Origin of the sequence: Tardiphaga sp. 709 (assembly GCF_032401055.1) — a bacterium.
Classification (GTDB): Bacteria; Pseudomonadota; Alphaproteobacteria; order Rhizobiales; family Xanthobacteraceae; genus Tardiphaga.
This window is the reverse complement of record NZ_CP135529.1, coordinates 362,490-389,400: the sequence shown is the minus strand read 5'-3', so window position 1 is coordinate 389,400 and position 26,911 is coordinate 362,490. Positions and strand designations below refer to the sequence as shown.

44 protein-coding genes are annotated in these 26,911 nt (G+C 59.9%); 24 read left to right on the top strand and 20 right to left on the bottom strand.

What is annotated here, in order from left to right; all coding sequences use genetic code 11:
- Window positions 1-321: 321 nt before the first annotated feature.
- The 5 genes from RSO67_RS02075 (at window position 322) to RSO67_RS02055 (ending at window position 10,235) form a co-directional block, all read left to right on the top strand.
- On the top strand, window positions 322-1,767 hold the full coding sequence (locus RSO67_RS02075) for an efflux transporter outer membrane subunit (protein WP_315842145.1): 1,446 nt from the start codon (window positions 322-324) through the stop codon (window positions 1,765-1,767).
- Window positions 1,757-3,145, top strand: coding sequence for an efflux RND transporter periplasmic adaptor subunit (locus RSO67_RS02070; protein ID WP_315842144.1), 1,389 nt, complete (start codon window positions 1,757-1,759; stop codon window positions 3,143-3,145). The genes RSO67_RS02075 and RSO67_RS02070 overlap by 11 nt, the downstream gene beginning before the upstream one ends.
- 62 nt (window positions 3,146-3,207) lie before the next feature.
- A complete protein-coding gene (locus RSO67_RS02065; protein ID WP_315842143.1) occupies window positions 3,208-6,330 on the top strand; it encodes an efflux RND transporter permease subunit in 3,123 nt (1,040 codons plus the stop codon).
- 32 nt (window positions 6,331-6,362) lie between these two features.
- Window positions 6,363-9,440: an efflux RND transporter permease subunit gene (locus RSO67_RS02060; protein ID WP_315844146.1), complete on the top strand. Its 3,078-nt coding sequence runs from the start codon at window positions 6,363-6,365 to the stop codon at window positions 9,438-9,440.
- Window positions 9,441-9,515: 75 nt separating this feature from the next.
- On the top strand, window positions 9,516-10,235 hold the full coding sequence (locus RSO67_RS02055; RefSeq protein ID WP_315842142.1) for a tRNA-uridine aminocarboxypropyltransferase: 720 nt from the start codon (window positions 9,516-9,518) through the stop codon (window positions 10,233-10,235).
- Window positions 10,236-10,264: 29 nt separating this feature from the next.
- Here RSO67_RS02055 and RSO67_RS02050 read toward each other — a convergent pair whose 3' ends face one another.
- From RSO67_RS02050 to RSO67_RS01960, 19 genes are all read right to left on the bottom strand, one after another.
- Window positions 10,265-10,588 carry a hypothetical protein gene (locus RSO67_RS02050; RefSeq protein WP_315842141.1) on the bottom strand — a complete coding sequence of 108 codons (324 nt, stop codon included), beginning with the start codon at window positions 10,586-10,588 and terminating at the stop codon, window positions 10,265-10,267.
- Window positions 10,589-10,775: 187 nt separating this feature from the next.
- Window positions 10,776-11,978: a tyrosine-type recombinase/integrase gene (locus tag RSO67_RS02045; RefSeq protein WP_315842140.1), complete on the bottom strand. Its 1,203-nt coding sequence runs from the start codon at window positions 11,976-11,978 to the stop codon at window positions 10,776-10,778.
- Window positions 11,975-12,217 carry a hypothetical protein gene (locus tag RSO67_RS02040; RefSeq protein WP_315842139.1) on the bottom strand — a complete coding sequence of 81 codons (243 nt, stop codon included), beginning with the start codon at window positions 12,215-12,217 and terminating at the stop codon, window positions 11,975-11,977. Before RSO67_RS02040 ends, RSO67_RS02045 begins: the two co-directional genes overlap by 4 nt.
- Before the next feature lie 318 nt (window positions 12,218-12,535).
- Window positions 12,536-12,736: a hypothetical protein gene (locus tag RSO67_RS02035; protein WP_315842138.1), complete on the bottom strand. Its 201-nt coding sequence runs from the start codon at window positions 12,734-12,736 to the stop codon at window positions 12,536-12,538.
- Window positions 12,733-13,041 (bottom strand): hypothetical protein, encoded by a 309-nt coding sequence (locus RSO67_RS02030; RefSeq protein WP_315842137.1) that lies wholly within the window; start codon window positions 13,039-13,041, stop codon window positions 12,733-12,735. The genes RSO67_RS02035 and RSO67_RS02030 overlap by 4 nt, the downstream gene beginning before the upstream one ends.
- Window positions 13,038-13,172, bottom strand: a complete 135-nt coding sequence (locus RSO67_RS02025; RefSeq protein WP_315842136.1) for a hypothetical protein — start codon at window positions 13,170-13,172, stop codon at window positions 13,038-13,040. Before RSO67_RS02025 ends, RSO67_RS02030 begins: the two co-directional genes overlap by 4 nt.
- A 160-nt stretch (window positions 13,173-13,332) precedes the next feature.
- Complete coding sequence (locus tag RSO67_RS02020) at window positions 13,333-13,851, bottom strand: DNA cytosine methyltransferase (RefSeq protein WP_315842135.1); 519 nt, start codon at window positions 13,849-13,851, stop codon at window positions 13,333-13,335.
- Complete coding sequence (locus tag RSO67_RS02015) at window positions 13,848-14,153, bottom strand: hypothetical protein (protein WP_315842134.1); 306 nt, start codon at window positions 14,151-14,153, stop codon at window positions 13,848-13,850. The genes RSO67_RS02020 and RSO67_RS02015 overlap by 4 nt, the downstream gene beginning before the upstream one ends.
- A complete protein-coding gene (locus tag RSO67_RS02010; RefSeq protein WP_315842133.1) occupies window positions 14,150-15,064 on the bottom strand; it encodes a hypothetical protein in 915 nt (304 codons plus the stop codon). Before RSO67_RS02010 ends, RSO67_RS02015 begins: the two co-directional genes overlap by 4 nt.
- Window positions 15,057-15,269, bottom strand: coding sequence for a hypothetical protein (locus RSO67_RS02005; protein ID WP_315842132.1), 213 nt, complete (start codon window positions 15,267-15,269; stop codon window positions 15,057-15,059). Before RSO67_RS02005 ends, RSO67_RS02010 begins: the two co-directional genes overlap by 8 nt.
- A complete protein-coding gene (locus RSO67_RS02000; protein ID WP_315842131.1) occupies window positions 15,262-15,591 on the bottom strand; it encodes a hypothetical protein in 330 nt (109 codons plus the stop codon). Before RSO67_RS02000 ends, RSO67_RS02005 begins: the two co-directional genes overlap by 8 nt.
- Window positions 15,588-16,070 (bottom strand): hypothetical protein, encoded by a 483-nt coding sequence (locus tag RSO67_RS01995; protein ID WP_315842130.1) that lies wholly within the window; start codon window positions 16,068-16,070, stop codon window positions 15,588-15,590. The genes RSO67_RS02000 and RSO67_RS01995 overlap by 4 nt, the downstream gene beginning before the upstream one ends.
- A gap of 47 nt (window positions 16,071-16,117) precedes the next feature.
- Window positions 16,118-16,480, bottom strand: a complete 363-nt coding sequence (locus RSO67_RS01990; protein ID WP_315842129.1) for a hypothetical protein — start codon at window positions 16,478-16,480, stop codon at window positions 16,118-16,120.
- Window positions 16,481-16,544: 64 nt separating this feature from the next.
- The gene (locus tag RSO67_RS01985) at window positions 16,545-16,706 is read right to left on the bottom strand and encodes a hypothetical protein (protein WP_315842128.1); all 162 of its coding nucleotides are present in this window, start codon (window positions 16,704-16,706) and stop codon (window positions 16,545-16,547) included.
- Window positions 16,703-16,909, bottom strand: coding sequence for a hypothetical protein (locus RSO67_RS01980; protein ID WP_315842127.1), 207 nt, complete (start codon window positions 16,907-16,909; stop codon window positions 16,703-16,705). The genes RSO67_RS01985 and RSO67_RS01980 overlap by 4 nt, the downstream gene beginning before the upstream one ends.
- A complete protein-coding gene (locus RSO67_RS01975; RefSeq protein ID WP_315842126.1) occupies window positions 16,909-17,202 on the bottom strand; it encodes a hypothetical protein in 294 nt (97 codons plus the stop codon). The genes RSO67_RS01980 and RSO67_RS01975 overlap by 1 nt, the downstream gene beginning before the upstream one ends.
- A gap of 173 nt (window positions 17,203-17,375) precedes the next feature.
- Window positions 17,376-17,675, bottom strand: a complete 300-nt coding sequence (locus tag RSO67_RS01970) for a hypothetical protein (protein ID WP_315842125.1) — start codon at window positions 17,673-17,675, stop codon at window positions 17,376-17,378.
- A 58-nt stretch (window positions 17,676-17,733) separates the two neighbouring features.
- Window positions 17,734-17,874, bottom strand: a complete 141-nt coding sequence (locus tag RSO67_RS01965; RefSeq protein WP_315842124.1) for a hypothetical protein — start codon at window positions 17,872-17,874, stop codon at window positions 17,734-17,736.
- Window positions 17,875-17,963: 89 nt separating this feature from the next.
- Entirely contained in the window at window positions 17,964-18,722 is a 759-nt protein-coding gene (locus tag RSO67_RS01960) for a helix-turn-helix domain-containing protein (RefSeq protein WP_315842123.1), read from the bottom strand.
- 40 nt (window positions 18,723-18,762) lie between these two features.
- On the opposite strand from RSO67_RS01960, the gene RSO67_RS30410 reads away from it, so the two are divergent.
- Window positions 18,763-19,011, top strand: a complete 249-nt coding sequence (locus RSO67_RS30410; RefSeq protein ID WP_410001797.1) for a transcriptional regulator — start codon at window positions 18,763-18,765, stop codon at window positions 19,009-19,011.
- Window positions 19,012-19,225: 214 nt separating this feature from the next.
- On the opposite strand, the gene RSO67_RS01955 is transcribed toward RSO67_RS30410, so the two are convergent.
- A complete protein-coding gene (locus RSO67_RS01955; RefSeq protein WP_315842122.1) occupies window positions 19,226-19,459 on the bottom strand; it encodes a hypothetical protein in 234 nt (77 codons plus the stop codon).
- 60 nt (window positions 19,460-19,519) lie between these two features.
- Here RSO67_RS01955 and RSO67_RS01950 point away from each other — a divergent pair, with 60 nt between their 5' ends.
- The 18 genes from RSO67_RS01950 to RSO67_RS01865 all read left to right on the top strand — a co-directional run bounded on the left by RSO67_RS01950 (window position 19,520) and on the right by RSO67_RS01865 (window position 26,895).
- Window positions 19,520-19,858, top strand: a complete 339-nt coding sequence (locus tag RSO67_RS01950) for a hypothetical protein (protein WP_315842121.1) — start codon at window positions 19,520-19,522, stop codon at window positions 19,856-19,858.
- Window positions 19,859-19,899: 41 nt separating this feature from the next.
- Window positions 19,900-20,337, top strand: a complete 438-nt coding sequence (locus tag RSO67_RS01945) for a hypothetical protein (RefSeq protein ID WP_315842120.1) — start codon at window positions 19,900-19,902, stop codon at window positions 20,335-20,337.
- Window positions 20,334-20,519: a hypothetical protein gene (locus RSO67_RS01940; protein WP_315842119.1), complete on the top strand. Its 186-nt coding sequence runs from the start codon at window positions 20,334-20,336 to the stop codon at window positions 20,517-20,519. The genes RSO67_RS01945 and RSO67_RS01940 overlap by 4 nt, the downstream gene beginning before the upstream one ends.
- Window positions 20,516-20,686, top strand: a complete 171-nt coding sequence (locus RSO67_RS01935) for a hypothetical protein (RefSeq protein ID WP_315842118.1) — start codon at window positions 20,516-20,518, stop codon at window positions 20,684-20,686. Before RSO67_RS01940 ends, RSO67_RS01935 begins: the two co-directional genes overlap by 4 nt.
- On the top strand, window positions 20,683-21,066 hold the full coding sequence (locus RSO67_RS01930; protein WP_315842117.1) for a hypothetical protein: 384 nt from the start codon (window positions 20,683-20,685) through the stop codon (window positions 21,064-21,066). Before RSO67_RS01935 ends, RSO67_RS01930 begins: the two co-directional genes overlap by 4 nt.
- Window positions 21,063-21,290 (top strand): hypothetical protein, encoded by a 228-nt coding sequence (locus RSO67_RS01925; protein WP_315842116.1) that lies wholly within the window; start codon window positions 21,063-21,065, stop codon window positions 21,288-21,290. Before RSO67_RS01930 ends, RSO67_RS01925 begins: the two co-directional genes overlap by 4 nt.
- A complete protein-coding gene (locus tag RSO67_RS01920; RefSeq protein WP_315842115.1) occupies window positions 21,287-21,961 on the top strand; it encodes a Rad52/Rad22 family DNA repair protein in 675 nt (224 codons plus the stop codon). The genes RSO67_RS01925 and RSO67_RS01920 overlap by 4 nt, the downstream gene beginning before the upstream one ends.
- Window positions 21,961-22,410 (top strand): single-stranded DNA-binding protein, encoded by a 450-nt coding sequence (ssb, locus tag RSO67_RS01915; RefSeq protein WP_315842114.1) that lies wholly within the window; start codon window positions 21,961-21,963, stop codon window positions 22,408-22,410. The genes RSO67_RS01920 and ssb overlap by 1 nt, the downstream gene beginning before the upstream one ends.
- A 9-nt stretch (window positions 22,411-22,419) precedes the next feature.
- Window positions 22,420-22,815, top strand: a complete 396-nt coding sequence (locus RSO67_RS01910; RefSeq protein WP_315842113.1) for a recombination protein NinB — start codon at window positions 22,420-22,422, stop codon at window positions 22,813-22,815.
- Window positions 22,812-23,207 (top strand): hypothetical protein, encoded by a 396-nt coding sequence (locus tag RSO67_RS01905; RefSeq protein ID WP_315842112.1) that lies wholly within the window; start codon window positions 22,812-22,814, stop codon window positions 23,205-23,207. The genes RSO67_RS01910 and RSO67_RS01905 overlap by 4 nt, the downstream gene beginning before the upstream one ends.
- Entirely contained in the window at window positions 23,164-23,403 is a 240-nt protein-coding gene (locus RSO67_RS01900; protein ID WP_315842111.1) for a DUF2312 domain-containing protein, read from the top strand. Before RSO67_RS01905 ends, RSO67_RS01900 begins: the two co-directional genes overlap by 44 nt.
- Before the next feature lie 585 nt (window positions 23,404-23,988).
- A complete protein-coding gene (locus tag RSO67_RS01895; protein WP_315842110.1) occupies window positions 23,989-24,627 on the top strand; it encodes a hypothetical protein in 639 nt (212 codons plus the stop codon).
- Complete coding sequence (locus RSO67_RS01890; protein WP_315842109.1) at window positions 24,624-24,896, top strand: hypothetical protein; 273 nt, start codon at window positions 24,624-24,626, stop codon at window positions 24,894-24,896. Before RSO67_RS01895 ends, RSO67_RS01890 begins: the two co-directional genes overlap by 4 nt.
- Window positions 24,897-24,942: 46 nt before the next feature.
- Window positions 24,943-25,221 carry a hypothetical protein gene (locus RSO67_RS01885; RefSeq protein ID WP_315842108.1) on the top strand — a complete coding sequence of 93 codons (279 nt, stop codon included), beginning with the start codon at window positions 24,943-24,945 and terminating at the stop codon, window positions 25,219-25,221.
- Window positions 25,222-25,365: 144 nt separating this feature from the next.
- On the top strand, window positions 25,366-25,578 hold the full coding sequence (locus tag RSO67_RS01880; protein WP_315842107.1) for a hypothetical protein: 213 nt from the start codon (window positions 25,366-25,368) through the stop codon (window positions 25,576-25,578).
- Window positions 25,579-25,707: 129 nt separating this feature from the next.
- Complete coding sequence (locus tag RSO67_RS01875; RefSeq protein ID WP_315842106.1) at window positions 25,708-26,256, top strand: transcription termination/antitermination NusG family protein; 549 nt, start codon at window positions 25,708-25,710, stop codon at window positions 26,254-26,256.
- Complete coding sequence (locus RSO67_RS01870) at window positions 26,253-26,420, top strand: hypothetical protein (RefSeq protein ID WP_315842105.1); 168 nt, start codon at window positions 26,253-26,255, stop codon at window positions 26,418-26,420. Before RSO67_RS01875 ends, RSO67_RS01870 begins: the two co-directional genes overlap by 4 nt.
- Before the next feature lie 241 nt (window positions 26,421-26,661).
- On the top strand, window positions 26,662-26,895 hold the full coding sequence (locus tag RSO67_RS01865; protein ID WP_315842104.1) for a hypothetical protein: 234 nt from the start codon (window positions 26,662-26,664) through the stop codon (window positions 26,893-26,895).
- Window positions 26,896-26,911 lie beyond the last annotated feature (16 nt).

The following is a 26,911-nucleotide window of genomic DNA, read 5'->3' as shown; positions in this document are numbered from 1 at the left end:
AACGCAATCCGGGCGTCAGCAACAAATGAACACATGAAATCTTCGTAAGCCTGATCTGCCGGTGCGTCTGTCAGGGACCAAAAAGCCCCACAAAATCGGGAGAATCTGTGCAAATCCGCTCATTCGCCGGCGTCGAGCATCCGTGCCGCTTGCACGTTGCGACACGTAAGAACACTGTCCGCAGGATGATTGGGCCGCTAGAATGCGGGCTCGCTTCATTGACCAGCATCACCCGGTGAACGTGTCTCAGGCTGCATACCCCAACGCCCCGAATCTCGGCGCAAAGCGCGCGCGGCGGAGCCTTGTCCGGATGTTCGTGCGGTGAATCTCGTCTTCGCGAAAAAGATCGGGCGTTCGGTCATCGCCTTTGCCGTTGCTGCCAGTTCGGTAGGATGCATTTTGACCAAGGATCTGCCTGATCCGGCGCTCGATATTCCCGAGGGCTATAAGGCGGCACGGCTGGCCAATCCGAACGGCGCCACGCCGACACTGGACTGGTGGCGCGGCTTTCGCTCCAGGGAACTGACGCAGCTGATGGAGGAGGCCCAGACGGTCAACCTCGATATCGCTGCGGCAACATCGCGAATCATGCAGGCGGACGCCCAGGCCCGAATCACCGGCGCCGCGCTGCTGCCCAGCGTGAGCGGCAGCGGGCAGGAGACCTATTCGCGGACCTCGGGCTCAAGCTCCAGCGGCCTGACCAATGGCGGCCGCGAGGTGGTGACCTATTCGGCCTCGCTCTCGGCAAGCTACGAGATCGATTTCTGGGGCAAGAACCGCGACGCGGCGCTGGCTGCGGAAGAGACCTCGACGGCCAATCGTTTCGACCGCGACGTGGTGGCGCTGACCACTATGGCGGCGGTCGCCAATGCGTATTTCCAGGTGCTGACCTCGCAGGACCGCATTCGCACGGCGGAGCGCAACATCGCCAGCGCGCAGCGCATCCTTGATGCGATCAAACAGCGCTTCAGTGCCGGCACCGGCACCGATCTCGATGTCGCGCAGCAGGAAAGCGTGCTGGCCAATCAGCGCGCTGCGGTGCCGCCGCTGCGCACCACGCTGGCGCAGAACGTCAATGCGCTAGCGACGCTAGTGTCCCGGCCCCCTGAAAGCGTGCGCGTGGCCGGCGGCTCGCTGAACAATATCGCAGCCCCGCGCGTCACGCCCGGCCTGCCGTCGGAACTGCTGACCCAGCGGCCGGATATCCGCCGGCAGGAGGCGCAATTGGCCTCGGCCACGGCCAATGTCGGCAGCGCCCGGGCGCAGTTCTTTCCGAGTATCCAGTTGACCGGCTCGGGCGGTTATCAGAGCGCTGCACTGGCCTCGCTGTTCCAACCCAACGCCGCCTTCTTCAGCCTCGTCGGCGGCCTGACCCAGCCGATTTTCGATGGCGGGCGCATCCAGGGCAATTTCGAACTGACCCAGGCGCGGCAGGACGAGCTCCTGCAGACCTATCGAAAGACCGTCGTCCAGTCCTTTGCCGACGTCGACAACGCGCTGGTCGCGATCCGCCAGACCACCGAGCGGTTGCGGCTGCAACGCGAGGTGGTCCGCGCGTCGAAGCGGGCTTTCGAACTGTCCGAGCAGCAATTGCGCGCCGGAACCGCTGACATCGTAACTGTGCTAAACACCCAACTGACACTGTTCCAGGCGGAAGATGTCCTGTCGCAGGCGCAACTGGCGCGGCTGCAGGCGATCATCAGCCTCTATCAGGCGCTGGGGGGCGGCTGGGAGCCGAAAATGGAAAGACCGGTCAATGCTCTTTAAGCCGGAGTTGAAAGAGGCCGCGAAAGCGACGGGCGATGGTGTCGCCAAGGTCGCCGGCAAGGCGCGCCGACGCACGGTGTCGATCGCCGTGACGCTGCTGATCCTCGGCGGGCTCGGCTATATCGGCTGGAACGCCTTCCAGCAGCGTCAGACCGCCAACCGCGGCGGTTTCCGGCCGGACATGATGACGGTGCCGGTGCTCGCGGCGACGCCGAAGATCCAGGACGTGCCGGTCTATCTCGATGGCGTCGGCTCGGTGAAGGCCTTGAACAATGTCACGGTGCGCGCACAGGTCGACGGCAAGCTGATCAAGGTCAATTTCAAGGAAGGCCAGGACGTCAAGGCGGGCGATGTGCTCGGCGAGATTGACCCGGTGCTCTACAAGGCGCTGTACGATCAGGCCGTCGCCAAGAAAGCGCAGGACGAGGCGACGCTGGCCAATGCGCGGCTCGACCTGATCCGCTACCAGCAGCTCGCAACGTCAAACGCCGGCTCCAAGCAGCAGGCCGACACCCAGAAGTCGCTTGTTGCCCAGCAGGAGGCGCTGGTGAATGCCGATCAGGCTGCCATCGACAATGCCGCCGCAACGCTGAGCTACACCAAGATCATCGCGCCGCTCTCTGGCCGGGCCGGCCTGCGTCAGGTCGATCAGGGCAACATCATCCACGCCTCCGATACCACGGGCCTCGTGGTGATCACGCAGCTGCAGCCCATCGCCGTAGTGTTCAGCCTGCCGCAGCAGCAGATCGTCCGCGCCAATGCCGCTGCTGCCAAGGGCACGCTGATGGTCGACGTGTTCGGCAATGACGGCGTCACCGTCATCGATACCGGTACGCTCACCGGCATCGACAATCAGGTCGATACCACCACGGGCACCGTGAAGCTGAAGGCCGAATTCCCGAACCCGAATTATCAGCTCTGGCCCGGCCAGTTCGTCAATGTGCGGCTGAAAGTCGAGACAGTGAAGGATGCGATGGTGGTGCCGACCTCGGCCGTGCAACGCGGTCCCGCCGGCACGTTCAGTTACGTGATCGAGGAGGGCGACATCGTCAAGGCGGTGCCGGTCACCGTTACGCAGCAGAACGAGACCACGGCCGTCATCGCCAAGGGCCTGTCGGCGACCGAGCGTGTTGTCACCACGGGCTTTGCCAATCTCGCAGAAGGATCGAAGGTTTCTGTCGGCACCAACGATCAGGAACCGACCGCCGACTTGGCACCACGCAAGCGTGGCGGGGGCAAGGGCAATGATGCCGGCGAACGTCGTGGCAAGCGTGGCCAGAATTCGGGTGGCGCGAGCGGCCAGGGCAATCCGCAGGCGCCGATTGGCCAGACGCCGCCTCCAGCCAGCCCGAGCGCTGCGCCATCGGGAGCGAAGTAGCCATGATGTTCGCACGATCGATCGCTTGAGTTGATGATTTCGATACCAAAGAGCGCACAGTCATGAGCGTCTCGGAACCCTTCATCCGCCGGCCCATCGCGACGTCGCTGCTCGGCATCGCGTTGTTGATCGGTGGCGCGCTTGGCTACTTCGGGCTTCCGGTGTCGGCGCTGCCGCAGGTCGATTTCCCCACCGTGCAGGTCTCGACGCAATTGCCGGGCGCGAGCCCCGAAGTGACCGCGTCGCTGATCACCGCGCCTCTGGAGCGTCAGCTCGGACAGATTCCGTCGCTGTCATCGATGACCTCGACGAGCTCGTTCGGCGTCAGCCAGATATCGCTGCAGTTCGATCTGAACCGCGATATCGATGGCGCGACCCAGGACGTGCAGGCGGCGATCAATGCGGCCGCCGGCGTTCTGCCGAAAAACCTGCCATATCCGCCGGTCTACGCGAAGGTCAATCCGGCCGACGCGCCGGTGATGACGCTGGCGCTGACCTCGGACACCATCTCGCTGCGATCGATGAGCGACCTGTCCGATACATTGCTGGCGCAGCGGCTCAGCCAGATTTCGGGTGTCGGCAAGGTTGCCGTGCTTGGCGGCTTGAAGCCAGCGGTGCGGGTGCAGGCGGATCTGGCGCGGCTCGCTGCCTACGGCATCGCGATGGAAGACCTGCGCGCAGCGATCGCCGGCGCCAATGTGTCGGGTCCCAAGGGCTCGCTCGATGGCGCGCAGCAGGCCTACACGATTGCGGCTAACGACCAGATCGCGGCGGCGGATCAGTATCGGCCGATCATTATCGCTTATCGCAACGGATCCCCTGTCACCATCGGCGACATCGCGCAGATCGTCGATGGGCTGGAAAACGACCGCACTGGCGGTTGGTATCAAGGCACGCCTGCCGTCATCATCGAGATCCAGCGTCAACCCGGTGCCAATGTCATCGAGGTCGTTCGCCAGATACGCGAGGAAATTCCGAAGGTGCAGCGCTCGATGCCGGCCGGCGTCAAGCTGACCATCGTCAGCGATCGCACCGTGACCATCCGCGCCTCGGTCCATGACGTGCAATTCACGCTGGTGCTGTCCGTCATCCTCGTGACCTTGGTGGTGCTGCTGTTCCTGCGGTCGCTGCGTGCAACGCTGATTGCCGGTGTGGCGCTGCCGCTGTCGCTAATCACCTCCTTCGGCGTGATGTATTTCGCCGGCTTCAGCCTCGACAATCTCAGCCTGATGGCGCTGACCATCGGTACCGGCTTTGTCGTCGACGACGCCATCGTGATGATCGAGAACATCGTCCGTCACATGGAAGAGGGCGAGAGCCCGATGCAGGCAGCTTTGGCAGGCGCCAGCGAAATCGGCTTTACGGTGATCTCGCTGACGGTGTCGCTGATTGCGGTGTTTATTCCACTGTTGTTCATGTCCGGTCTTGTGGGCCGCATGTTCCGTGAATTCGCGATGACGCTGACCATCGCCGTGGTCATGTCTGCCGTGGTCTCGCTGACTCTGACGCCGATGATGTGCTCGCGGCTTTTGAAGCACACCAAGGATGAATGGCAGGTGCCCGGCTTGGGCGCCGTCAGCCGCTTCATCGACCGTATGGTGGCATTCTATCACCGCACGCTGTTGTGGGTGTTGCAGCATCAGCCGGCGACGCTGGTCGTCACGTTCCTGACCATCGTCGCGACGCTCGGCCTCTATGTCATCGCCCCCAAGGGCTTCCTGCCGCTGCAGGACACGGCCTCGATTACTGCGGTGACAGAAGCCGGCGCCGACGTGTCTTTCACGGAAATGCAGAGCCGGCAGAGCGCGGCGGCGGCGGCGATCCAGGCCGATCCGGATGTGACAGGAATCATCTCGGTGATCGGCGGCGGCTCGGTCAATCCGACCACCAATGTCGGTCGGCTGGTGATGACCCTGAAGCCGCGCGGCGAGCGCAAGGATGACATGAATGCTGTGATCGCGCGACTCAAGGATCGCGTTGCGGCGATCCCGGGCATGACCGTATATTTCCAGCCCGTGCAGGATATCCAGATCAGCACGCAAGCGAGCCGCTCGCAGTATCAATATACGCTGACAGGGACCGACGCTGCGCAGGTGACCGAATGGTCGCAGAAGCTGGTCACCGAATTGCGCCGCGATCCGATGTTCCGCGATGTGTCCTCGGAAGCGCAGACCGGCGGATTGCGGGCCTCGCTCGATATCAACCGACAGCGCGCCGGACAATTGGGCGTCAACCTGCAGGGCGTCACCGACACGCTGAATGATGCCTTCGCGCAGCGCCAGATTTCGACTATCTACGGTCAGGCCAATCAATACCGCGTCGTGCTGGAAGCATTGCCGTCGCAGCAGCGCGATCCCGATGTGCTGTCGAAACTGTATCTGCCCGGTGTGGCAGGCGCGCAGGTGCCGCTGTCTGCCGTAGCTACATTGACGCGTACCACGGCGCCACTGGCGATCTCGCATCAGGCGCAATTCCCCGCGATCTCGCTCAGCTTCAATCTCGCACCGAACGAGGCGCTTGGTGACGCGGTTGAGGAAGTCAAAAAGATCGAGACCCGGATCGGCATGCCGACCAGCATTGTCGGGATGTTCTCCGGCGATGCGGCCGAGTTTTCCAAGTCGCTGTCCGGACAGCCGTGGCTGATCCTCGCGGCGCTGGTGACGATCTATATCGTGCTCGGTGTGCTCTATGAGAGCTACATTCATCCGATCACGATTCTCTCGACGCTGCCTTCGGCCGGCGTCGGCGCCATACTCGCGCTGATGCTGACCGGACAGGATCTGTCCGTGATCGGCCTGATCGGCATCATCCTCTTGATGGGCATCGTCAAGAAGAACGCGATCATGATGATCGACTTCGCGCTGGATGCCGAGCGCAATCGCGGCATGGCACCGGAAGCGGCGATCGTCGAAGCCTGTCTGCTGCGGTTCCGGCCCATCATGATGACGACGCTGGCGGCATTGTTTGGTGCGTTGCCGCTGGCGATCGAAAGCGGCACCGGCGCAGAGCTGCGCTTCCCGCTCGGTGTGTCGATCATCGGCGGTCTGCTACTCAGCCAGATCCTGACGCTCTACACCACGCCGGTGATCTATCTGGCGCTGGATCGCATCAATCGCCGGTTCGAGAAGAGTGCACCGCCCGTCACGGGTGCAGCCGGAACGGCGGGAGCAGGGGGGCCGCCCTAGTGGCTTCCATCTCCATCTCAGCGCCATTCATCATGCGGCCGGTCGGCACTACGTTGCTAGCGATCGGACTGTTTCTTCTCGGCGTCGTCGCCTATCACTTCTTGCCCGTCGCAGCGACGCCCAATGTCGATTTCCCGATGATCCGGGTGCAGGCGTCGCGTCCCGGCGCCGATCCGTCGATCATGGCGGCGACCGTTGCTGCGCCGCTGGAACGACGTCTGGGCATCATCGCCGGCCTCGATCAGATCACCTCAACGAGTTCGCTGGGCTCGACCAGTATTCAGTTGCAATTCGCGATCGGCCGCGATGTCGATCGCGCCGCGCGTGACGTCCAGGCTGCCATCAATGCGTCGATGGCCGATCTGCCGACCGATCTTCCGACGCTACCGACGTTCCGCAAGGCGAATCCGTCAGCCGCACCTGTCTTCATTCTCGCTTTGACGTCGCCGACGATGTCCGCGTCCGCAATCTACGACGTCGCCGACACCGTGATCGTACAGCGGCTGTCGCAGGTGCCGGGGGTTGGCGAAGTCACTGCCAGCGGCGCCGACCAGCCCGCAGTGCGCATCCAACTCAATCCGGTCGCGCTGTCGAATGCCGGGATTGCCACCGACGACGTGCGCACTGCCATCGTCAATGCCAATCCGCTCGGTCCTGTCGGCATCTTCCAGGGATCGCGGCAGAGCGAGACGATCTCGATGAATCCGCAGATGCGCACGGCGGAAGAATTTCGCGAGATCATCGTCAAGAGTTCGAACGGCAATTATCTGCGGCTGTCTGATGTCGCCGATGTTCAGGATGCGACGCGCAACAGCCGCTCGGTTGCCTGGTTCAACAAGCAGCCGGCGGTGCTGATCCAGATCACCAAACAGGGCGACGCCAACGTCATCGACACCGTCGATCGGGTGAAAGCGCTGATCCCCGATCTGAAACAATGGATTCCCGCGGGGATCGAGATTTCGGTTTTGACCGACCGCACGGGTACCATTCGAGCCTCGGTCGAGGACATGGAGTGGACGCTATTTGCCACGGCCGTACTGGTAATGGCCGTGGTGTTCCTGTTCCTGCGTCGTGGCACACCCACCATCGCGGCCGGCGTCTCGGTACCGCTGGCGTTGGCCGGCACCTGCGTCGGCATGTGGCTGGCCGGCTTCTCGATCAACAATCTGTCGCTGATGGCGCTGGCGATCTCTGTCGGCTTTGTGGTCGACGACGCCATCGTCATGATCGAGAACATGTACCGCAATCTCGAAGAGGGCATGGCGCCAATGCAGGCGGCGCTCGCCGGCGCCAGGCAGATCGGCTTCACGGTGCTATCGATCAGCCTGTCGTTGATTGCCGCCTTCATCCCGCTGATCTTCATGGACGGTCTGGTCGGCCGATTGCTGCGCGAATTCTCGTTGACGCTGACATTCTCGATTATCGTCTCGACGCTGGTGTCGCTGACGGTGACACCGATGATCTGCGCACAATATATCAAGAGCGGTCTGTCGAGCACCGAAACCCGTTTCGACCGCATTGTCGAAGGCACGCTGTCACGCATCGTGGCATTCTATGAGCGCACCCTGCATGTGGTGTTGGGTTTTCCATTCCTGACGCTGGTGGTGTTCTTCGCCACCATCGCGCTGACGGTCACACTCTATATCAAGACGCCGAAAGGTTTTTTCCCGAACGACGACAGTGGCTTCGTCATCGGTGCAACGCGCGCATCGGCCGATGTCTCGTTTCAGGCGATGCTCGGATTGCAGCAGCACATGGCTGATCTCGTGCTGGCCGATCCGGGCGTGGCCAGTGTTGGCTCGTCGCTTGGCGGCACTGGCGGCCCGGGCGGCGGCGGCGCCAACCGCGGCACGATGTTTATCGCCTTGAAACCACCAGAGGAGCGCAATGGAGCGTCGACCGAAGACGTCATCAACCGGTTGCGTCCGAAGCTCAGCGCGGTCCCGGGTATTCGTCTCTTCATGTTTGCTGCCCAGGATCTGCGCGCTGGCGGACGCCAGAGCGACTCTAACTACCAATACACGCTGACCTCGACCAATCTCGATCTCCTGCAGAAATGGGCACCGCTGGTCGGCAAACGGCTGGAGAGCGTCGAGGGCATCACCGATGTGTCGAGCGACCGCGATCCCGGCGGATTACAATTGACGCTGACCATCGACCGCAAGATGGCATCGAGCCTTGGCGTCAAGGTGCAGGACATCGACAACGCCTTGAACAACGCATTCTCGCAGCGGCAGATCTCGACGATCTACACCCAGCGCAACCAGTACAAGGTGGTGCTGGAAGTCGATCCGAAATTCCAGAACGATCCGTCCGATCTCGATCGAATCTATGTCGCGGGCCTGAATGGGTCGCAGGTGCCGCTGTCGGCGGTTGTGCGCATGTCGCGCACGTTGTCGGCGCTGGCGGTGTTCCACTCGCAGGGTTTCCCGTCGACGACGGTGTCGTTCAACACGCTACCCGGCGTGCAGCTCGATGCCGTGACAGGCAACATCCAGCGCGCGGTCGACGAACTGCATATGCCCGAAGGAATCCGGGGCGGCTTCGATGGCAATGCCGGTGACTTCAGCAAGACCACGGGGCGGCAGCCGCTGCTGATCCTCGGCGCGCTCATCGCGATGTATATCGTGCTGGGCGTGCTCTATGAGAGCCTGGTGCATCCTCTGACCATCATCTCGACGCTGCCCTCGGCGGGACTCGGCGCGTTGCTGGCGTTGCAGATTACCAATACGCCGCTGACCGTGATCGCCTTCGTCGGCATCATTCTCCTCATCGGCATCGTCAAGAAGAACGGAATCATGATGGTCGATTTCGCCATCGAGGCGGAGCGGCATCGCGGACTGTCGCCCGCCGAGGCGATCTTCGAGGCCTGCACCGTGCGCTTCCGCCCGATCCTGATGACCTCGCTGGCGGCGGTATTCGCGGCGATCCCGCTGGTAATCGCGACCGGGCCGGGCACGGAACTGCGCCGCCCGCTGGGCATCACCATCATCGGCGGGTTGTTCGTCTCGCAGGTGCTGACGCTTTACACCACGCCGGTGATCTATCTCCTGATCGATCGGCTGCGTAATCGCTCCCGCCCGGCACCGCTGCCAGCCCCGGCCGAATAGCCATATCTTGGGGGTAACGGCGGTTGAAGCCTCGGGCCGCGCAGCGTATAGCGGGCAATGTCCAAGAAATCAGATATGCAAGCCGCTGACGGGGTCGTCGAGGCGATCCCGGAATGTCCGCATTGTCACAAGCCGATGCCGCTGTGCATCTGCGACAGCATCACGCCCATCGACAACAAGATCGAACTCCTGATCCTGCAGCATCCGCAGGAGCAGGACAGGGCGCTAGCCACCGCCCGCGTCGCAGCCCTGCATTTCAAGAAGGCCACGGTCAAAATCGGCCTGTCCTGGCCGAGCCTCGCCAAGGCGCTGGGTAAGCCGGTCGCCGATCCGGCCCGTTGGGCGATCCTCTACCTTGGCTCGGCCAAGGTCACCGATTACGAGACCGATCGCGACATCCTGGCCATCGATCGCAAGGGTCAGGCTGAGGAAAACCAGCGCGCATTGCTGAAAGACATCCAGGGTATCGTGCTGCTCGACGGTACCTGGAGTCAGGCCAAGGCGCTGTGGTGGCGTAATGCCTGGATGCTGAAATGCCAGCGCGTCATTCTTGGACCGGCCAAACCGTCGCTTTACGGCAAGTTGCGCCGCGAACCACGCAAGGACGGCCTGTCGACCATCGAAGCCGCGGGGATGCTGCTGGCTAGCCTCGAACGGAAGCCAGATATCGAAGCGACGCTGAACGAGGCCTTCGAGCGGATGCTGGCGAAATATCGCGAAGCCCAGAGCGTCATGCCGGAACTGGCGCCCAAGCCGAAGCCCAAGCGCGACTGGCGGCGCAAGAAGCACGCCTGATCGCGTTCTATCTTGATTGATCTCGGGGCCTATCGGCTGCCGGGCGGAGGACCGACGCCGGCTTCACGCTCGTCACTCGATGATGACGGCCTGACGAGCGACGGAAACGGATTGCGGAACAGTCCCCCGCGCGCTTCTTCCGCAACGGGCGCGGGAGGCGGTGCCGGGGCCGCGGCCTGCGGCGGCACCACCGGAACCGGCAACTTCTCGCACTTCATGGAATAGACCAACTGGCCGTCGGCGGTCCGGCCAATCGGCGCGCAAGGATCGGTGCGGACTGGAACGGGCGGTTTGGCCTGGGCCCAGCCTGGCGAGGTCATCAGCAACGTGGCGATCAAGACCCGGATGTTCATCGTGCCCCCCTAGGGTTGGCAGGATGCTACGATCAATACTCCAATCCTGCCAAGCGAAGTGTTGCAGCGCACCACTCATAGCAATCGCGCCCGATCACGGGTCTGGCAGGCTAAGTCATTGATTGGATTGATGGAGGCCACGTCGGGAATCCTATCCATAAAATCCACCATTGATATCGTTGCCTTTTCAGGCGCTAATTGACCCACTATTTGACACGTTGTCGGCAGGTGGGTCACATTCGTTCACGGTCTGGCCGTAAGTGATCATCGACATTGCGGCGCCCGCGATGCGCTGCTGACGCACTTTCTTGGTGTAGACCTCGGCCTGTTCAATCTTCCGCCAACCGAAGATGGCCATGAGCTGGTGGGGCGTCGCCCCGTTCTCCGCGGCGAAGGTTGCGCCGGCTTTGCGGAGCCCGTGAGCCCGTCCCGGGACGTCGGCAAGGATGCACTGATCAGCCCACCAGTTGCCCAGCCCCTTCGTCGAGTAGGGCTTCTTGTGGCCACTCTCCAGGAACGTCAGGACGCCGGCCGGCCCTTCGGCTAATGCCACCTCCAGCTCGGGCAAAATCGGGATGATCAGATCGACCGGGTTCTTGTTCCGGTTCTTGTGCTGCCGGAACGCCAGCCAGCGCCCCCGGTGAACAGCGCGCAGCTCTGCCGAGACATGTTCGGCCTTCCTGATGTGCTGCTTGCCGAGCTTCGAGACGTCCGAGATCCGCTGACCCAGTAGAAGGAAAAGCATCAAGGCCATGTGCGGCTTGGTGCCGATCGGGTGACGGACCTTGAACTTCTCGATTTCCTCGATCGTCCAAGTGTAATGGCCGTCGCTGTTCTTCGGCTTCAGCAGCGAAACATCGTTTGCCGTATTACGCTCGATTAGCGGCGGCTTCTGTGCAGCAGCCCACTTATAGACCTGTCGGAGCGCCTTCACCCGCGCATTGGCTGCATCCCGGGCTGTCACAGCCTTCCGATCCCGCAGTGTCTTGATTGCTGCTTCAGGCATGGCGCATGGCAGATCGCCCACCTGGGCCTCGCTGCCTTCGACCTCGGGCTCAGCGCACAGGTTGGTTAGGACGTTCCGGCGCGCCTTTTTGGTCTCTTCGTCGTAGGCCTGAAACTCATCGCACTTGCGGTAATATTCCTCGATCAGCCAGCGCAGCGATTCCTTGACGATCCGCGGCGGCGCTGGGCGTGAAAGCTTGGCCTCGCCATAGGGGCGGCCGGCCACGGCAGCTGCAAATTCTTCATAGAACTCGGGCGAACCCTGCGGTTCATGCAATCGGACCTTGGGATAGCCACGGCGCCGGAAATACAGTCGGCGATTCCCATGCCGGTCGAAATCCTCATAAAGGTATTTCTGATCAACCACTTGTGCCCCGATGATCATGCCACGCGGCTCCATGCCGACGCAGTCGCGCCATCAGGAAGGGCTTCAAAAGCGGCGTCAAGGCTGTATCGATCCCAGATCACGCAGCCATCCACCCGTTTTGGCTTTGGCATCCGGCCATCCTTGACCATCTCATCGAACTTTGATGGGGACAGCCCGACCCAATCGGCCGCAGCCTCCCGGCGCAATCCGCGGGGAGCGTAAGCACGTTCACGATGGTCCGGACCCGCCTTTTTCATGGGGTCTTTTCACCGTGCGGAACCATCGCGGGAGCGGCCAGCGCTTCGATGCGTCGCTCGCACCATTCGGCCTGCTTGATGTTGGCCCGCGGCCGTAGTCCGCGCGCCGCATGCTCTCGGCATTGAGCGGCCTCGCGGGCCAGGCGTTCGGCTTCCGATGGCTGCGGCGGTAGTCCAGGCCTTTGCAAGCCTCCTGGCCCGAACAATGCTTCGCCGAGGCGCTTCTGAGCGTCATCCTTGGCTCGCTTGGACATCCGGCCGTTCGGCGATGCTATTGCAATCGCATCGGACATCGTGTCAGCGGTGCGAGGCGGAAGCTTATGATTCACGGGCGCCTCCCACGTCTTGAGAGGTCAGGGAAAGAGCCTCGCCGAGAATCTGATGCAAGGCATCGCCAGTATCGACGACGCGTGGCTTGTCCAACGGGCACTCCCAGAAGGGGCATTCCTGATCGTCGATCCAAGCTTGGCCGACGTGGTAGCCGCATTTCTCGCACCAGATAGCATTCTGATCGATCATGACTGCCCCTCGCTTGGGGTGGCGCACGTCGTCGCAAACAACGCTGATGCCGCACGAAGGTGGCCAGCAGTGAGGTTCATTGCAGCTGGCGATTCCCAGAGATTGTCGGCGTCGAAGGCTTTCTCGTGAACATCAGCCGCCGCCGTAGCGAATGGCTTCAATGCGTTCCGGGCGGCGTCGCGTTCGGCGCGGAGCTTGGTGATCTCGGCGGCCGCCTCTTCAGCTACCTCGGCACTGACGCATGCGGCATCGCCCGACCAGCCAATGTCGGCTTCGCGCAGCCTCTCGACAAGATCGGTGCTCATGCCCGATCCTCCCCAAACAACGCCAAGCCCCCGGATTCCAGGCTGTGTCCTGGTTTTTCGCTCAGGATTCCAGGCTGCATCCTGGTCTTGCCCGTCGCGGCCATGATGGCGCGGCCGATCGCTTCGGCCATGTGCGGAGGGTTGCTATCGCCTAGCGCGTCGATCCACTCTCGGCGTTCTCGGCTGGCGGGGCCTTGGTCGAACTCATCGGCAGTGCGAGCATCCACCGGTATAGATGCGAGCTGATCCGCGTTCCAATCACCTCGGGCATTTGCTGCCCTCTTGGTTTCGTCAATCGCTCGTGGGAGGCGACTGCCTGGCGATCTCCAGTCTCGGCAAGCTGGTGCCGGCAACCACGAACACTCGCCGGCGAATATAAGGCGCACCAACGTCGCAAGCGCTGAACTCAAATCGGGCGACGTGGCGGCCAGTTTTGGAAAGGTCGTCACAGACTTCGGCTTCCCACGCCGCATTTCCCGGGGGCTGCTCCACGACAAACCATTCTGCGCCGGAAGCGACCCCGACCGCGAGCATGTCAGGCCAGAGGCTTTCGCCAGTGCGATAGCCGTGAATTGCGGATGCAACACTCGTCCGCTGGCAGGGCGGCCCTCCGATGATGATATCGGCTGGGCGCACGCCTTCGTAATAGAAGTCTCGGATGTCAGCATTCACTTCGCTTCCTGGAAACCGGCGCCGGAGTTCAATTCTCCGGAAAGGGTTGATTTCGCAAAAGACATCGGTCGCGATGCCGGCGCGTTCAAAGCCGATCGCGTGGCAACCGATACATGAGAAGAGGTCGAGCGCCTTCATGAGGCGCCCCGATCCTTGACCGTGAGCGCCATAGCGGCTTCGACGTGTTTGAATACGGCGTCGATTTCCTGTTGTGGGTGCAGAAGCGGGTCCGCCGCGTCATAGAGCGTGAGACGCAACATCAGCATGTTCAGTGCCGGGTCGTTGATTTCGCTCGCACGCTCTGCCACTGCGGCCAACAACCGGCCCAAGATGGCCATGGGCTGTCGCAGCACCGCTGCGCTGGGATTGCTCAAAACTTCCTTGAGCAGGTTTGGCGTGTGAACCTTCCACGCCGGGCTCTCAAACTGAACGACGCTCATGACTGCGTGCCTCCGCTCTGGCCATCATGGCGAGGCGGTGCGGGAGTGGGCATCCAGTGCGAGGCGTCACGAATACGCCCGAGCCGCTGCGAACCCCAGCCCCAGGGCACGCCTGATGTATACTCGGCAGCGTTGTACGCTGCGTCGGGGTGGCGACCCGATGACGGAGACCAGATATCAACGTGAGTGCCATCCTTCGGCGCCGTGCTGATGTCCCGCCACCCCGCCTCTATCGGTGCTGGTACGGAGAGGGCGGCGATCTTCTCTGCGATGAGAACCGCTGATCCGCGAGCTTGTTCTTCCAACTGGTCCTGATCGGCAGATCGGTTTCCGAAATACTCGTCGTCGAGCAAAGCGTGCTGGATCAAATCCCGCACAGTATCAGCGGGAGGGGGCGGGGCGGCAAAAACTGGCATGATTGACCAGCCATGGTCGCCCGCAACACCGACCATCATCAGGCGGGAAGTTGCTTCCGTCTCCGTTTTTGCGAACGTATTTCGGTCAATACCGACCGTTGCATGGGTGGCGACATATCCGACAGGCTCCGCACTTACCGTCATGGCAGTTGAGCGGACAGGCGGTGCGGCGCGCGCGGCAAGCAGGGCTTTGATCTCTTGCGCCGCCGCAGGCCACTCGTTGAACTTGCCGGGTCGATAGACGCCGGTTTCGTTCACGGCATAGCCGAAACCATCATCGTCCATGCAGATATGCATGAAGCCGGGCCACTCCACGACAAGCTCGTCATCAAGGACCGAAACGATAGGCTCTGGCGATCCTGGGGCAACTGCGCGAGAGCCCAGCGCCCTGTAAGCCTCTTTGACCAACGAGACTATAACCTCGTCATTGCAGGTATTATTGATCGAGTGCCATGCGATCGACTGGACGATCTCTTTCAGACCACGCTCACTCATGCCGGCCCCCATCAGCCAGGGCGGCGCGGCCGGCGTCGGTGATTTCCCAGAACTGGGATCCCCACGATGAGCCCTTCCAGTCGGCTAGGCCGGCTTTCTCAAGGTCGTGAGCGGGTTTGCGCCATTCGCCATCGCAGGCGACATAGCCGCGCGACGAGCCAAGCGCCTTCAGTACTTCAGCTTCGATATCGGTGAGTTTAACCATGGGGTTTCTCCTCATGGGAGCACACGGCAACAGTCTCCGGTGCCTTCGTCGTGCGCAGGATCTCGTGGAAGACGCTGATATCGGTCTCGCGCTCGACTACGGGGCGGAATTTTAGCGCGTTAAAATCGCACTCACCGAAGCCATCGGCGTAATGAAGCTCAGGATTACGGATTTCAGCGAATAGGAGCCCAGGAATGCCGTCGTCGTAATCGCAGATTGAACGAATTGTGTATATCTGACCCATGCGGGGCATCACTTCACATGGAAGTTTCGCTCTGCATTGCGCCACACACACGACCTTCTGTCCGACGCGGAACGTCATGACTGCGCATCCCCACGGTTTGAGTCATGGGAAGACTGCTCAACAGCCTTTAGGGCGTCGCGGCCTGCTTCAATCTTGATCTGGACCCACGCGTTGTATTTGATGCGGCGCTCTTCATGGTCGTCGCGGTCCATTTCCATGGGGACGCTTTTGCCGGGGCGCATACACCCGATCTCTTGATAGAAGGCCTCGGCCTGTTCCTCGAAGTCGGTGAAAGAGTCGCCAGTGCGACCGCAAACCAACACCATGCCTTCCAGCGCCTTCACCAGCGCGTCGTGGCTGTTGCAGGCCTTGATTATGAAGTCAGCGTTGGCTTCTCGCTCATCTATGCTTGGCTTGCCTCCCGTATAGCTGGAGGTTGTCCCACAGACGATCGCATAGCCCATACCATAAGTGGTCATGTCATCAGGATTGCAGGCGCCCCAGATCAGATCGGTGCCTCGTTCAACGCGCCACGGCGTCGGAGTATGCTCTGCCATTTGAAAAGCCCCTGGTGGTGTCGTGTTGACGGTGGACGAAAAGAGCCCTAGGCGGCGTCGAAATAGACACTCTCGCTGTAGTAGCCGTTCGACGACCCGTGCCAACGAATGTCCACGCTGCCCTTGATCGTGCGCAGCTTGTAGAACGTCCACGTCTGGCTTTCTGGTTGATACTCGTGTTTGTAGCCGGGCGGATCGTCTTCGCTGGTTGCTTCTTCAGCCAACAGAATTGGCGATCCAACGAGATCCTGTAAGTCACCGGAAATGTCATCAATGACAACGGTCTCACAGCAATCTTGATTGTGGTAAAGCTGGTAAGCCTCACCACCTTCACATTCGAAGCGAAGAACATCTTCGCCGATCTGCTCAACCTTCGTGAGGGTCTTTCCTTGCAGGGTAGAGAAATCCATCGTCATTCCCCTCTATTTTCTGTGTCAAAGCGCCTCAGTGGCGCGGTGTTGCTGCGACACGGAGCTAGTCGTAGGTGCCGCGCGACGCGTCGGATGTGTAGTTGACCGACATGCGAACGCGCAGAAGGTCGTTCTCGTAGTCGATCTCTTCCAGACGCTCTTGCGGCGGGAGAGGGCACTGCTGCCATTCACGGAGAAGTTCGTCGGCGATCTGCTGGGCGGTCATGCTGCCACCTCAGAAGTTGCGGCCTTGCGCAATTCGGATGCAGCGTCCGACCAAATCTCGGCACGGATATCGCAGGCGTCCTTGCCTCGCTTTGTGGACTGGAAGCGCTTTGATGCGATCTGATCGCTTGCGTAGGTTTCAAACACCTCAGCCGCAGCGATATAGGCCGACGAGATGACCTTCTCTTTGTCTGCGGGGCTCATCACAGCACCACCAAGTTCTTGTGGTGGTCCCGCTCGTGATCCCAGCGCCAGTTGCGGTACTGCTCGCGAGCCTCAAGTTCGGCGGTGCCGGCAGCGGCAAGCACATCCTCGGTCACATCGACCGGAAGATTGCCCATCGTGACTTCGTGGATGAAGATCAGCTTGTCGCGGTCGATCTCACCGGACTTCACCTTGTCGATGATGTTCTGGCGGGACTCGTTCGGATCGACGATGGCCTCACGACCGCGGCGCCCGTAATCCAGCATTGCGACGTAGTATGTGAAATTTGCCATCTGATTTGCCCACCCTGGACGGCCGCGCCGTCGTTGCTTGGATGGGTTAGTGATAACCTAGGTTATGATAACCGTCAATAAGAAAAGTTATCATCGGGCAAAATAAATGCTAAAACCCGCCAGCCGGCATGGCGCCGGGGAGGGTGGTTAGATGGCTTTAAGTGATTGGAAGGCTAACCAGGCGCCTTGGGCGCATCCGGCTGGCTTGGCTGCGGCTGGGCAGGTCTATCGGGATGGGTCGTGCCAAACCCAACCGACGCCGCAGTCTGTTGTCCCACAAAAAACTCAGGCGTCAGAACCGAGTAAAAGTGAGCCAGCAAGTCGTAAGCAGCCCGATCGACCAAAGACCGCTCGGGCTGGGAAAGCGAAGAATAAGACTTCCCCAGCATCTCCTGGGAAAGCTGCATCACGTTCTGCATGTAAAGCTGCGCAGAAACGGACCGGATCAGGTTAGTTGCGTAATTATCGTCCATCTCACATCCCCAACGGTCGCTGGCGGGCGCCCAGCATAACCAGGCGCCCTGGGCTGGCTCAGCGGCAGCCGCAGCTCTGCTTACCGTTATAGGTCGAAGTGCAGTTGTAGGTCGTGCCCGGAGGACACGCGGCTTCGGCTGCCGGGATGAAGGTCGCGAGGAACGACAGCGCGGCCAGAGCCAAGAAGAGGTGCTTCATTTGTTTCTCCCAAGATTCCCCTTAAATGGGGTGGGACACCAGAGCGCAACTGAAGGTCGAGTTCAAGAGGGATAGTCCCCGGCGAGTCATCATGGCTCGCCAGCTCCCACAATCTTGTGAACGTGAACTACCCGGTCGTTCGGGAAACTCAACGTCTTACGAGGATTGAGTTGGAGCACCTTCAGTGTGGTGTCATCTCTGGACACGAACCGCTTCACCCATCCATGTACAGCGCCATGGTCTCCCACCTGGATCTGGATGACCACGTAATCGTTCTTTTTAACAGGCGCATAGGGGTGAACATAGACGACTTCCCCATGCTGATATCGCTCCAGCATAGAATCGCCGACGACATATGCCGCATAGGCATCAGGGACACCGGCCAGCTTAGATGGGGCTTCTACTTCCCCGAAATATTCGTCCGCGTTGAATATTAGTGCCCCGTCCTTACCGCCCATTGTTTGGCCCCTTATCGGAACTCTCGCAAAGCCGGAGACGGCTGCTCCGATACGGGCATTGTGACCGAAAGTTTCACTGGGGGGTGGAGCTATTCTAGTTTTCCGCAGGGTATCGTTGTCGGAGTGGTTAGCGGTTCCTAAACCATGCTGCGACAGCGAAGGGTCTAGCTTAGACAAAGGTATAGAGAGCAATTCGGCAATCTTTGGGAGATGCTTCGATTTTATCGTCCGGCCGGCTTCAATTTTCTTGATAGCCACCTGAGATACGCCCACGCGCTTGCCCAGCTCGGCCTGCGACCACCCTTTGCCAACACGTTCAGATCTAATGAGTTTTCCCGATTCCATGAGTCGGGAGATTATAACATCGGTTATAGACTGTCCTGATAACATTGGTTCTTGACTTCCTCATAACTTTTGTTATTTTCAAGTTATGGAAAAGTCACCAATCGATCGCGCAATTGACCTCGCTGGCGGTTCTGAAGCCAAGCTAGCGAGTGCCATCGGGCTTTCGCAGCCCTTGATCAATAAAGCGAAGCATTCAGGGCGTGCAGGCCCGAAGCTCGCTCTAGCAATCCATCATTTTACTAAGGGTGAAGTGCCGGCTTCCGAGCTGCGGCCTGACCTCTGGACAAATCCTGAAGACGTCCCCGCTGCCCCAACGGCGCAGGGTGCAGCGTGACCCTCCCAGAAATCCTCATTCACATTGGCTACGCCTGCGCGTTCGTCGCCGGCCTGATTGCGATCATCTCATATCGGGAGTTCAGAGCATGAGCGTGCGCGAGACCTACGGGGCAAACATCCGATCTCGCGCACCTCTGCTTACGCCGGGGGCACAGCGTAATTTCAAAACTTGGTCGTCAATCGATAGGGAGCCTCACGTCATGGGTGCCAGCTCACTTGATCCCCTTAGCAAAGCGATTGGTGCGGCGTGCGTCGCTGCCCTCGTAGCCGGTGCGGCCGCTTTCGTGACTGCGGCCTGCATCCTCGGTTTCATCTTTCTCTTGTTCTGTAACTTCTAACTGTGTCGCCAAACGCAGTTTGTTCAATATGAGCATGGACGCCAATCCGATGCTCTTGAATGGAAGCTCTTCGTTGTCATTCGAGTGATGTGTAGCTGCCTTCGTCATGGTCACACCATGAACTGAAGGATTGTCCAAGTGAGTACAAAGAATGTCCGGAAATCTACAATGATCAGCTCCGCACAAATCAACGATCACACGAAGCTCCAGGCCTCGGCCCTGTTTGAGCGCGCGAAGATTCAGACGGGATCAAAGATGCTCGCCTATCGATCCGTGGCGAAGGCCATCGGCGTGCATCACGAATGGTTCAGAAAGTACCTCAGAGGTTACGAGGGCCAAGGAGCCAAAGAACCGAAAGCAACGGTCTACGAGAATATCAGGGCAAATTACGAAGCTTTTTGTAATCGCGTTGAGCAAGAGAACGAAAAAGACGAGCTGCGATTGCAAGCCCTAAGGAGGGGACCGAATGCGCGCACTGAAGGCATTAGCGAGAAATCTGGTTCTTAAAATTCTGATCGCGTGGGAATGGATCAAGGGAGTCGTGCGTCATGTCACTGGCAGATGAAATCAAGCAGATGAGCGCTGAAAATCCAGAGTGGGATGCCGGAAAGCTGGCTGAGCACTTCAAGTGCCGCCGCGAATATGTCCGCACGGCTGCCAAGCGTCTAGGCTTCAAGGTCAAAGTGTTTCGCTGCAGTTCATGGACGCCAGAGGAAGATGCCAAGCTTCTGCTTCTTCGTGAGCAGAAGATGCGATGGGGTGATATCGCTCACGAGTTTGATCGGCCCCGTTCGTCCTGCGCCGGTAGATATGCCGATCTCACTGATCCTCCAGTCTGCACGAACCTAGTAGCAGATCGCACTATCGTGCCGGCGGAAAGGTTCATTGATCGGGACAGGCGCATCAATTGCGCACCTCGTGATCTCACCGCTGCGATGTTCGGGGATCCGAAACCTGGCTTCAGTGCATTGGAGCGACGGGCATGAAACCGACACCCCTCCATGAAGTCATCCGCCGCATTCGCCCGCTGGCGCCGATCCACAAGGCTGCGCACCTTCGCGGGCTGATCGCCTCCGAGAAGAAGCGATCCATTCGCCGGATCATGCTGGAGGAAGCGCTCAAGGATGTCGTGAACAAGCAGCTCAAGAAGGAAGTGCGCTTGTCATGAAAGCCCCTGTCGCAAAGCTCGCCTATCTGACCCAGCCGGCGCCGGGCGTGATCCTGCTCAACCTACAGATTGAGGGCAGGGAGTTCGAGCGCGTGGAAGTGACGAGAGACCAGCTTGCGAACATGGTGGTTGAAGGCGCGGCCTTGGCACTGAAGGAGCGGGCATGACGTTTGTAATCGAATTGCCGTGGCCGCCCTCTGTTAACGACGCCAACAAGATCGGCAAGAACAGGAAGACTGGCAAGCCCGTGGTTTACGGCAACCAGCACATGGTCAAGTTTTTGAAGGACGCGGACATTCTCTATTTGGCGCAGGCCAAGCAGCTCAAGTTCGTCCCGGGTGAGTTCACATATCACCTGACGCTGAACGAGAAGCTTCGCAGCCCGCTCATGGATGGCGACAACCGCGGCAAGTACGTTCTCGATTTTCTCCAGCGTGTCGGACTGATTGAAAACGACAAGCTGGCGCATGGCGGCTCATGGTCCTGGGGCGCATGTGAGTTTGGATGCAGGGTCATCGTCAAATCGTATGAAAGGGAAGCAGCATGAAAATGTCTCAAGTACATGCCGACACCGAAGTGTTCATGAGTTCTCGGGAGTTTGAGGTTGAACACGCCGTTGAGAATCTTTGCGCCATCTCTTCTGATATTGCCGGCTACCGGCTGAACAATGCCGCGCGGCAGATCCTCATGTCACCGTCGTGCCGTGTGCGCCTGGCGCTAGCGTTGGACGCTCTGCAGATCACCCACGATGACCTGGAGGGCAAGCGGTGAGCTTCGAAACAGCACAAGAGCTATTCGACGCGCTCTGTTCGCCATTCGCGGCCGAAGAGATTGATTGGCGCGTCGGCAGCACGACGCAGGACAAGAGCAAGGGCATGGCGCTGGCATATATCGACGCCCGCGCCGTGATGGACCGCCTCGATAGCGTCTGCGGGCCGGAAAATTGGCAGTGCAATTATACAGCCGGCGTCGTCGGTTCGATCGTCTGCAATCTCGGTGTCCGGCTCCCTGGTGGGGAGTGGGTATGGAAGGCAGACGGGGCAGGCGCAACGGACGTTGAAGGTGAGAAGGGAATGCTTAGCGATGCCCTCAAGCGTGCCGCTGTGCGCTGGGGTGTCGGGCGCTACCTCTATGAAATGAAGTCTCCATGGGTGGCTCTAGAGGCCGCTGGGCGCTCGTTCAAGATCCCCGATGCAGAGCGCAAGAAGCTGGATGAAGTCCACGATGAGGCGGCTAAGCGCATCGGCTGGGGCGGTCCTGAAAACGTCGCGACCTACCGTCTTCTGCTGCGCATCGTCACTGAGACCGTGACGCAGCCAAGCGACGCCGAAGCCTTCCGTGAGAAATACAAGAGCATGATCCCACTGCTCCGCGTGGCGGCTCGCAAGCACCTTGAATTAACCCTGAGCCGTGTCGGCTCATACAAGCAGGCAGCAGAATAATGGCAGGCTCAGTCAACAAGGTGATTTTGGTCGGCAATCTCGGCAAGGATCCCGAGGTTCGCCGGATGCAGAACGGCAATCCGGTCGTCAACCTGACCGTCGCGACCTCGGATACCTGGCGCGACAAGGGCACCGGCGAGCGCAAGGAGAAGACCGAGTGGCATCGCGTCGTGATCTTCAGCGAGGGTCTCGCCAAGGTCGCCGAGCAGTATCTGAAGAAGGGCGCCAAGGTTTATATCGAAGGCGCGCTGCAGACCCGCAAATGGACCGATCCGCAGGGTGTTGAGAAATACTCCACCGAGATCGTGCTGCAGGGCTTCAATTCGACACTGACCATGCTCGACGGCGGCGGCGATAAGACCGGTAGCGAAGCATCTACCAATCCCGGCACATCAGCGGGCGGCCAAACAAGCCGCAACCATGACATGGACGACGATATCCCGTTCTAGGAGGCTTCTATGGCTCGTGCGCTGATTACCGTTCTCGGCAAGATCGATCGTTCCCGCGCTGCTCATTGGGCGGCGCAGGCTCCTATCGGCACGCGTATTGAGTTCAAGGAGCCTAAGCGGTCGATTCCGCAGAATGATCGCATGTGGGCAATGCTGACCGACATTGCGACGCAGAAGGAACACGCTGGCCGCAAGTATACCCCCGATCAGTGGAAGGTGCTGTTCATGCACGCCTGCGGTCGTGAGGTGCAATTCGTGCCGGCGTTGGACAACTCGACGTTCATCCCGTGGGGGCAGTCATCGTCCGACCTGTCTAAGCAGGAAATGACCGACCTTATCGAGTTCATGCTGGCATGGGGCGCCGAGAATGGCGTCCGCTTCCATGATGAAGCGAGGGCCGCATGAGCCTCATCAAGCGCCCCCGCGTCAAGAACAACGTTCACCTGGATTTCATCCGGGCGCTGCCTTGCTGTTGTTGCGGCGACAATACCAGCACAGAGGCCGCTCACCTGAGGGCCAGCGCGCTCGAATACGGGAAGCGCAATACGGGCGGCGCCGAGAAGCCATCTGACGAATGGACAGTGCCTCTCTGCGGCGAACACCATCGCGAAGAGCACCACATCGGCAACGAAGAGAAGTTCTGGAAGTCACACAACATTAATCCATACGTCCTCGCGATGAGTTTGTACCTGCGTTCCGGGGATTACGAAATGGCAATCACCATTCTTGAGCGACAGGGGTACGAAAATGGACATGATCGGCGACAACGCGAAGCAGCAGCTTCTTTCAGTCATTGAGCGCGTCGAGCGGTTGAATGAGGACAAGAAAGCCATCCTGGAAGATATCCGCGAAGTATTCGTGGAAGCCAAGGGCAACGGCTATGACGTGAAGGCGCTCAAGACCGTCATTCGTATGCGATCGCAGGATCCGAACGAGCGAGCGGAGCAAGAAGCTCTCGTAGAGTCCTACGCGCAGGCGCTGGGCGGCCTATGATCGCTTCGGCTGTCATCAATGCACTTGTGGCGGCTGGCTGCTCTGCGGAGCAGTTGGCTGCTGCTGTGAACGCCGATGCTGCGGAGCATGAAGCCGCGGCAGAGGCGAAGCGCGCGAAGGATCGCGATCGGAAAAGGATCGAACGCGAGGCCAAGAAGGCTGCGGAATCCGCTGCTGTCCAGGATTGTCCTACGGAATCCATCGATGTCCAAGGAAATCCACGGACAGACGTGGAATCCACGGACAGCGCGGACAATGGTTCTTCCCTTTCCCCCGTCCCCCTTCTTTCCCCCATACCCCCTAATAACCCCCTTACCCCCAAACCCATCTCCAAAACTCAAAATCAGCGCGCGCATCGTTTGCCGGAAAACGCTGCAATTGCAGGCCCTGACCTCGCTTACGGCCTGAGCCGAGGGCTGACACAGCCGGAAACCTGCGAGCTTTGGCAGCGGATGGCGAGCTGGGCTTGGTCGGCTGGTGGGGCCAACGCCAAGAAAATCAACTGGCACCAAGCGTTTCAGGGCTGGGTGCAGCGTGAAGCCGCTGAGATCATCGCAAAACGATCAAAATCTGCTGGAGGCAGCTATGGCAACCGAACTGCAAATCCGCGCCAAACTGGACACGATGCGATCCTTGCCGCCGCACATCGAAAAGCTCGCGCGCTCGATCGGGACGGTGAAATGGCCGGAGCAACCGACGCGCCTGGATCTTCCGATGGGGATGGAGCTGACCGCAGAGGACCGAGTTTTGGTTCAGAGCCGGCTAGCCGAATTGACGGAGATTATCACCGGGTCGAACCTGACGCAGAACGAGTCCGCGAAGGCGAGATTATCCCTCCTGACAAAAATGCAGCTTGGTTTTCCAACGGCGGGCGGCTCGTCAGTTGAGGCGGCGACGGCGCGCAGCGAGGTCTACGAGGACGCGGTTGAGGATATGCCGCCCTGGGCAATTGCGAACGCCGTGAAGCGTTGGGCGCGTGGCGATGTGCCAGACGATCTGCGCATGGGGACACTGAACTTCAACTTCGCGCCTTCGCCGGCCGTGCTTCGCAAGCTCTGCCTGGTGGAGCTTGGTCCATACGAGGTTCAGGTGACGAAACTCAAGCGTCTGCTGATGGTCATCTCAACCGAGCGTGCGATGGATCCGGCGCCGTTGCCGCCGCCAGAAAGCCAGATCGAGACGAGCCATGGCGCCATCGTTGTCAAGATGAAGAGGGTCCAATGAACGCCTCAGACGAGCACGAGTACATTGTTGAAGGTTTCAGAAATCTCCGCGCGGACTTTGCCGCTAAGAATTCGGAGGCCGATCCCGAAGTGGATGCAGCGCGGGCCGCTGAGATGATCGCCGCTGGTGATGTCAGGCTGATTGAGGAATACCTGGCCAACGGAATTGTGCCGATAAAGATGGCGAATGGCAGGCCGGTGTCGCTGTATCTCGCCAGAATGCTTGGTCTACACCTCGAAAGCCTCTTCGCTGATGAAGAAGCCGCCTAGCCCTCCGCTCGATGCAGTAGATCCAAATCAAACCGGGAGAATGGGAATGACGAGAGACGAGGCCTTGAAGGCAGTGGCAATCGGTTCCAGTTGCGTCGTTTGGAGCCTGCCGAACGAACGGCCGGAAGAGACGCAGGCGAGGATGATCGAGGAACACAAGCAGTTTGTTCGACGCCTGGAGATGCTCGGTTTGCTTAAACTTGAGAAGCGGAAGACAGCCACGGAGCGGGCGACAGATGTTTTTAAGGGGTACATGTCGGCGGATGGTGCGCTGAATATCGTTTCCTTGTTGGAGGATGCTGGCCTCAAGATCGTGGAGGTATGAGATGGGTATGACCGCGGTAGCGTGGGCGATCCTGATGTACGCAGCAGTCGCTTATCCAGATGTTAAATTAAACGACGGCGGGAATACATTTCTGACAATCGGCTTTACCGCGATCTCTCTACTGACACTCAAGGAGCTATTCCGATGACCACCCCCAGCACGGGCGACGCCATGGGGGAGAGCCCTGTGTCGGAGAAGATCATCCGCGCTGTGGCTACCGCCATCTACAACGATGATTTTGACGGTATCCCAGAGCAGGCTTTCGAAGATCGGGATTTGGATATCATCGGCGCGTACATCACTAACGCGAGAGCCGCCATCGAAGCATACCGGAAGGCGATGAGGGAGGAGCGCTGAAAAGTCAGCACTCCTCGCAGGGGTGATTCTCAACAGGCCTGCGTACGCACATTTAGTGATTCAGAACAGTTAGTTAGGTTGAGTCTCAGTAGCGTTCAGCGTCAGACAACAGCACAAGGGGCAGAACCTATGACTTGGTACATCGCGGTTACGAATCCGAACTGTCAGCGCCGGGCCGAACTGGAACTGGCTTCGCTCGGTTATCGGGCATTCTGGCCAAAGCTTCGCCGCTGGGTTTCACACGCTCGAACGAAGAAGGCCAAGGAATACCCGGTGCTCGGCCGGTACATGTTCGTCGAGATCCCTGACGGCAATTTCTACGCGGTGCGGAAAGTCAACGGGATCGAGGCGCTGATCGCCGATGAGACAGGCAGGGCCGTTGCAGTGCCTCCAGAAACGATCTGGAGACTCAAGGAGCGATATTTGAACGGCGAGTGGGACTTTGTACGTCGGGATTGCAAGAGGCCCGTGTACGGCCTCCTGAGGGGCAAACAAATCATAGTCGATTGGGAAGAGAACAAGCCCATGCCGATCGGCGCCAAGATCATGGTGGTAGTCGGCGAGTTTGAGGATATGCTCGCAACGATCACCAGCCGCGCCGGCAAGAAGGTCCACTTCAAGCTCCAGGACAGTAACACCTATGGAGTCGAGAGCGAGCGCGGGGTGAGGGCAGCATGAGCTATGGCAACCCCAAGACTGCCGAGCAATTGGCCCGCGAGGATGTTGAGCGCCAGACGCTGGAAGCTGCGGCGCAACGTATTGAGCAGGAGAACGGCAATGAGATTTACCGATTGGCGTGGAAGAAGGCCGTGAGGATAATTCGTGAAATGAAGCCCAATTAAAACAGTCTTAATAGCGAGATTGGAGCAAATCAGGTTGATCTATAGCGCCGGTCACCGACAGCCCCATTCCTGCTTGGGCTTCACCCGCAGGGCGGCTTGTCCCCTCAGCGCATCAAATTCCAATCGGGACGCTCCGCTTTCGCGATTCCTTAGCCCCCATAAGCCCAGTTGCATGAGCGGGGCGCCCGGTACTTTCATCGAAAAACTAGGGAAGGGCGATCAGAAGCCCTGAACCGAACAAATGGCTAAAGCACCAGCAGAAATTCGATCTTTGGCGCGGTCGCACTCCGATAAGGCGCTGAATGTGCTGGTAGGCATCATGAACGAGAAGACAGCGCCTGCTGCTGCTCGTGTTGCCGCTGCCAATAGCATCATTGATCGGGGGTGGGGTAAGGCGCCGACGACGTTGCAGGATATTGACGGGAATGCGTTGACCGTCGCCGTGGTGCGTTTTGCAGATAACCATTCCAGCTAACGGCTGGCGTCCGCGC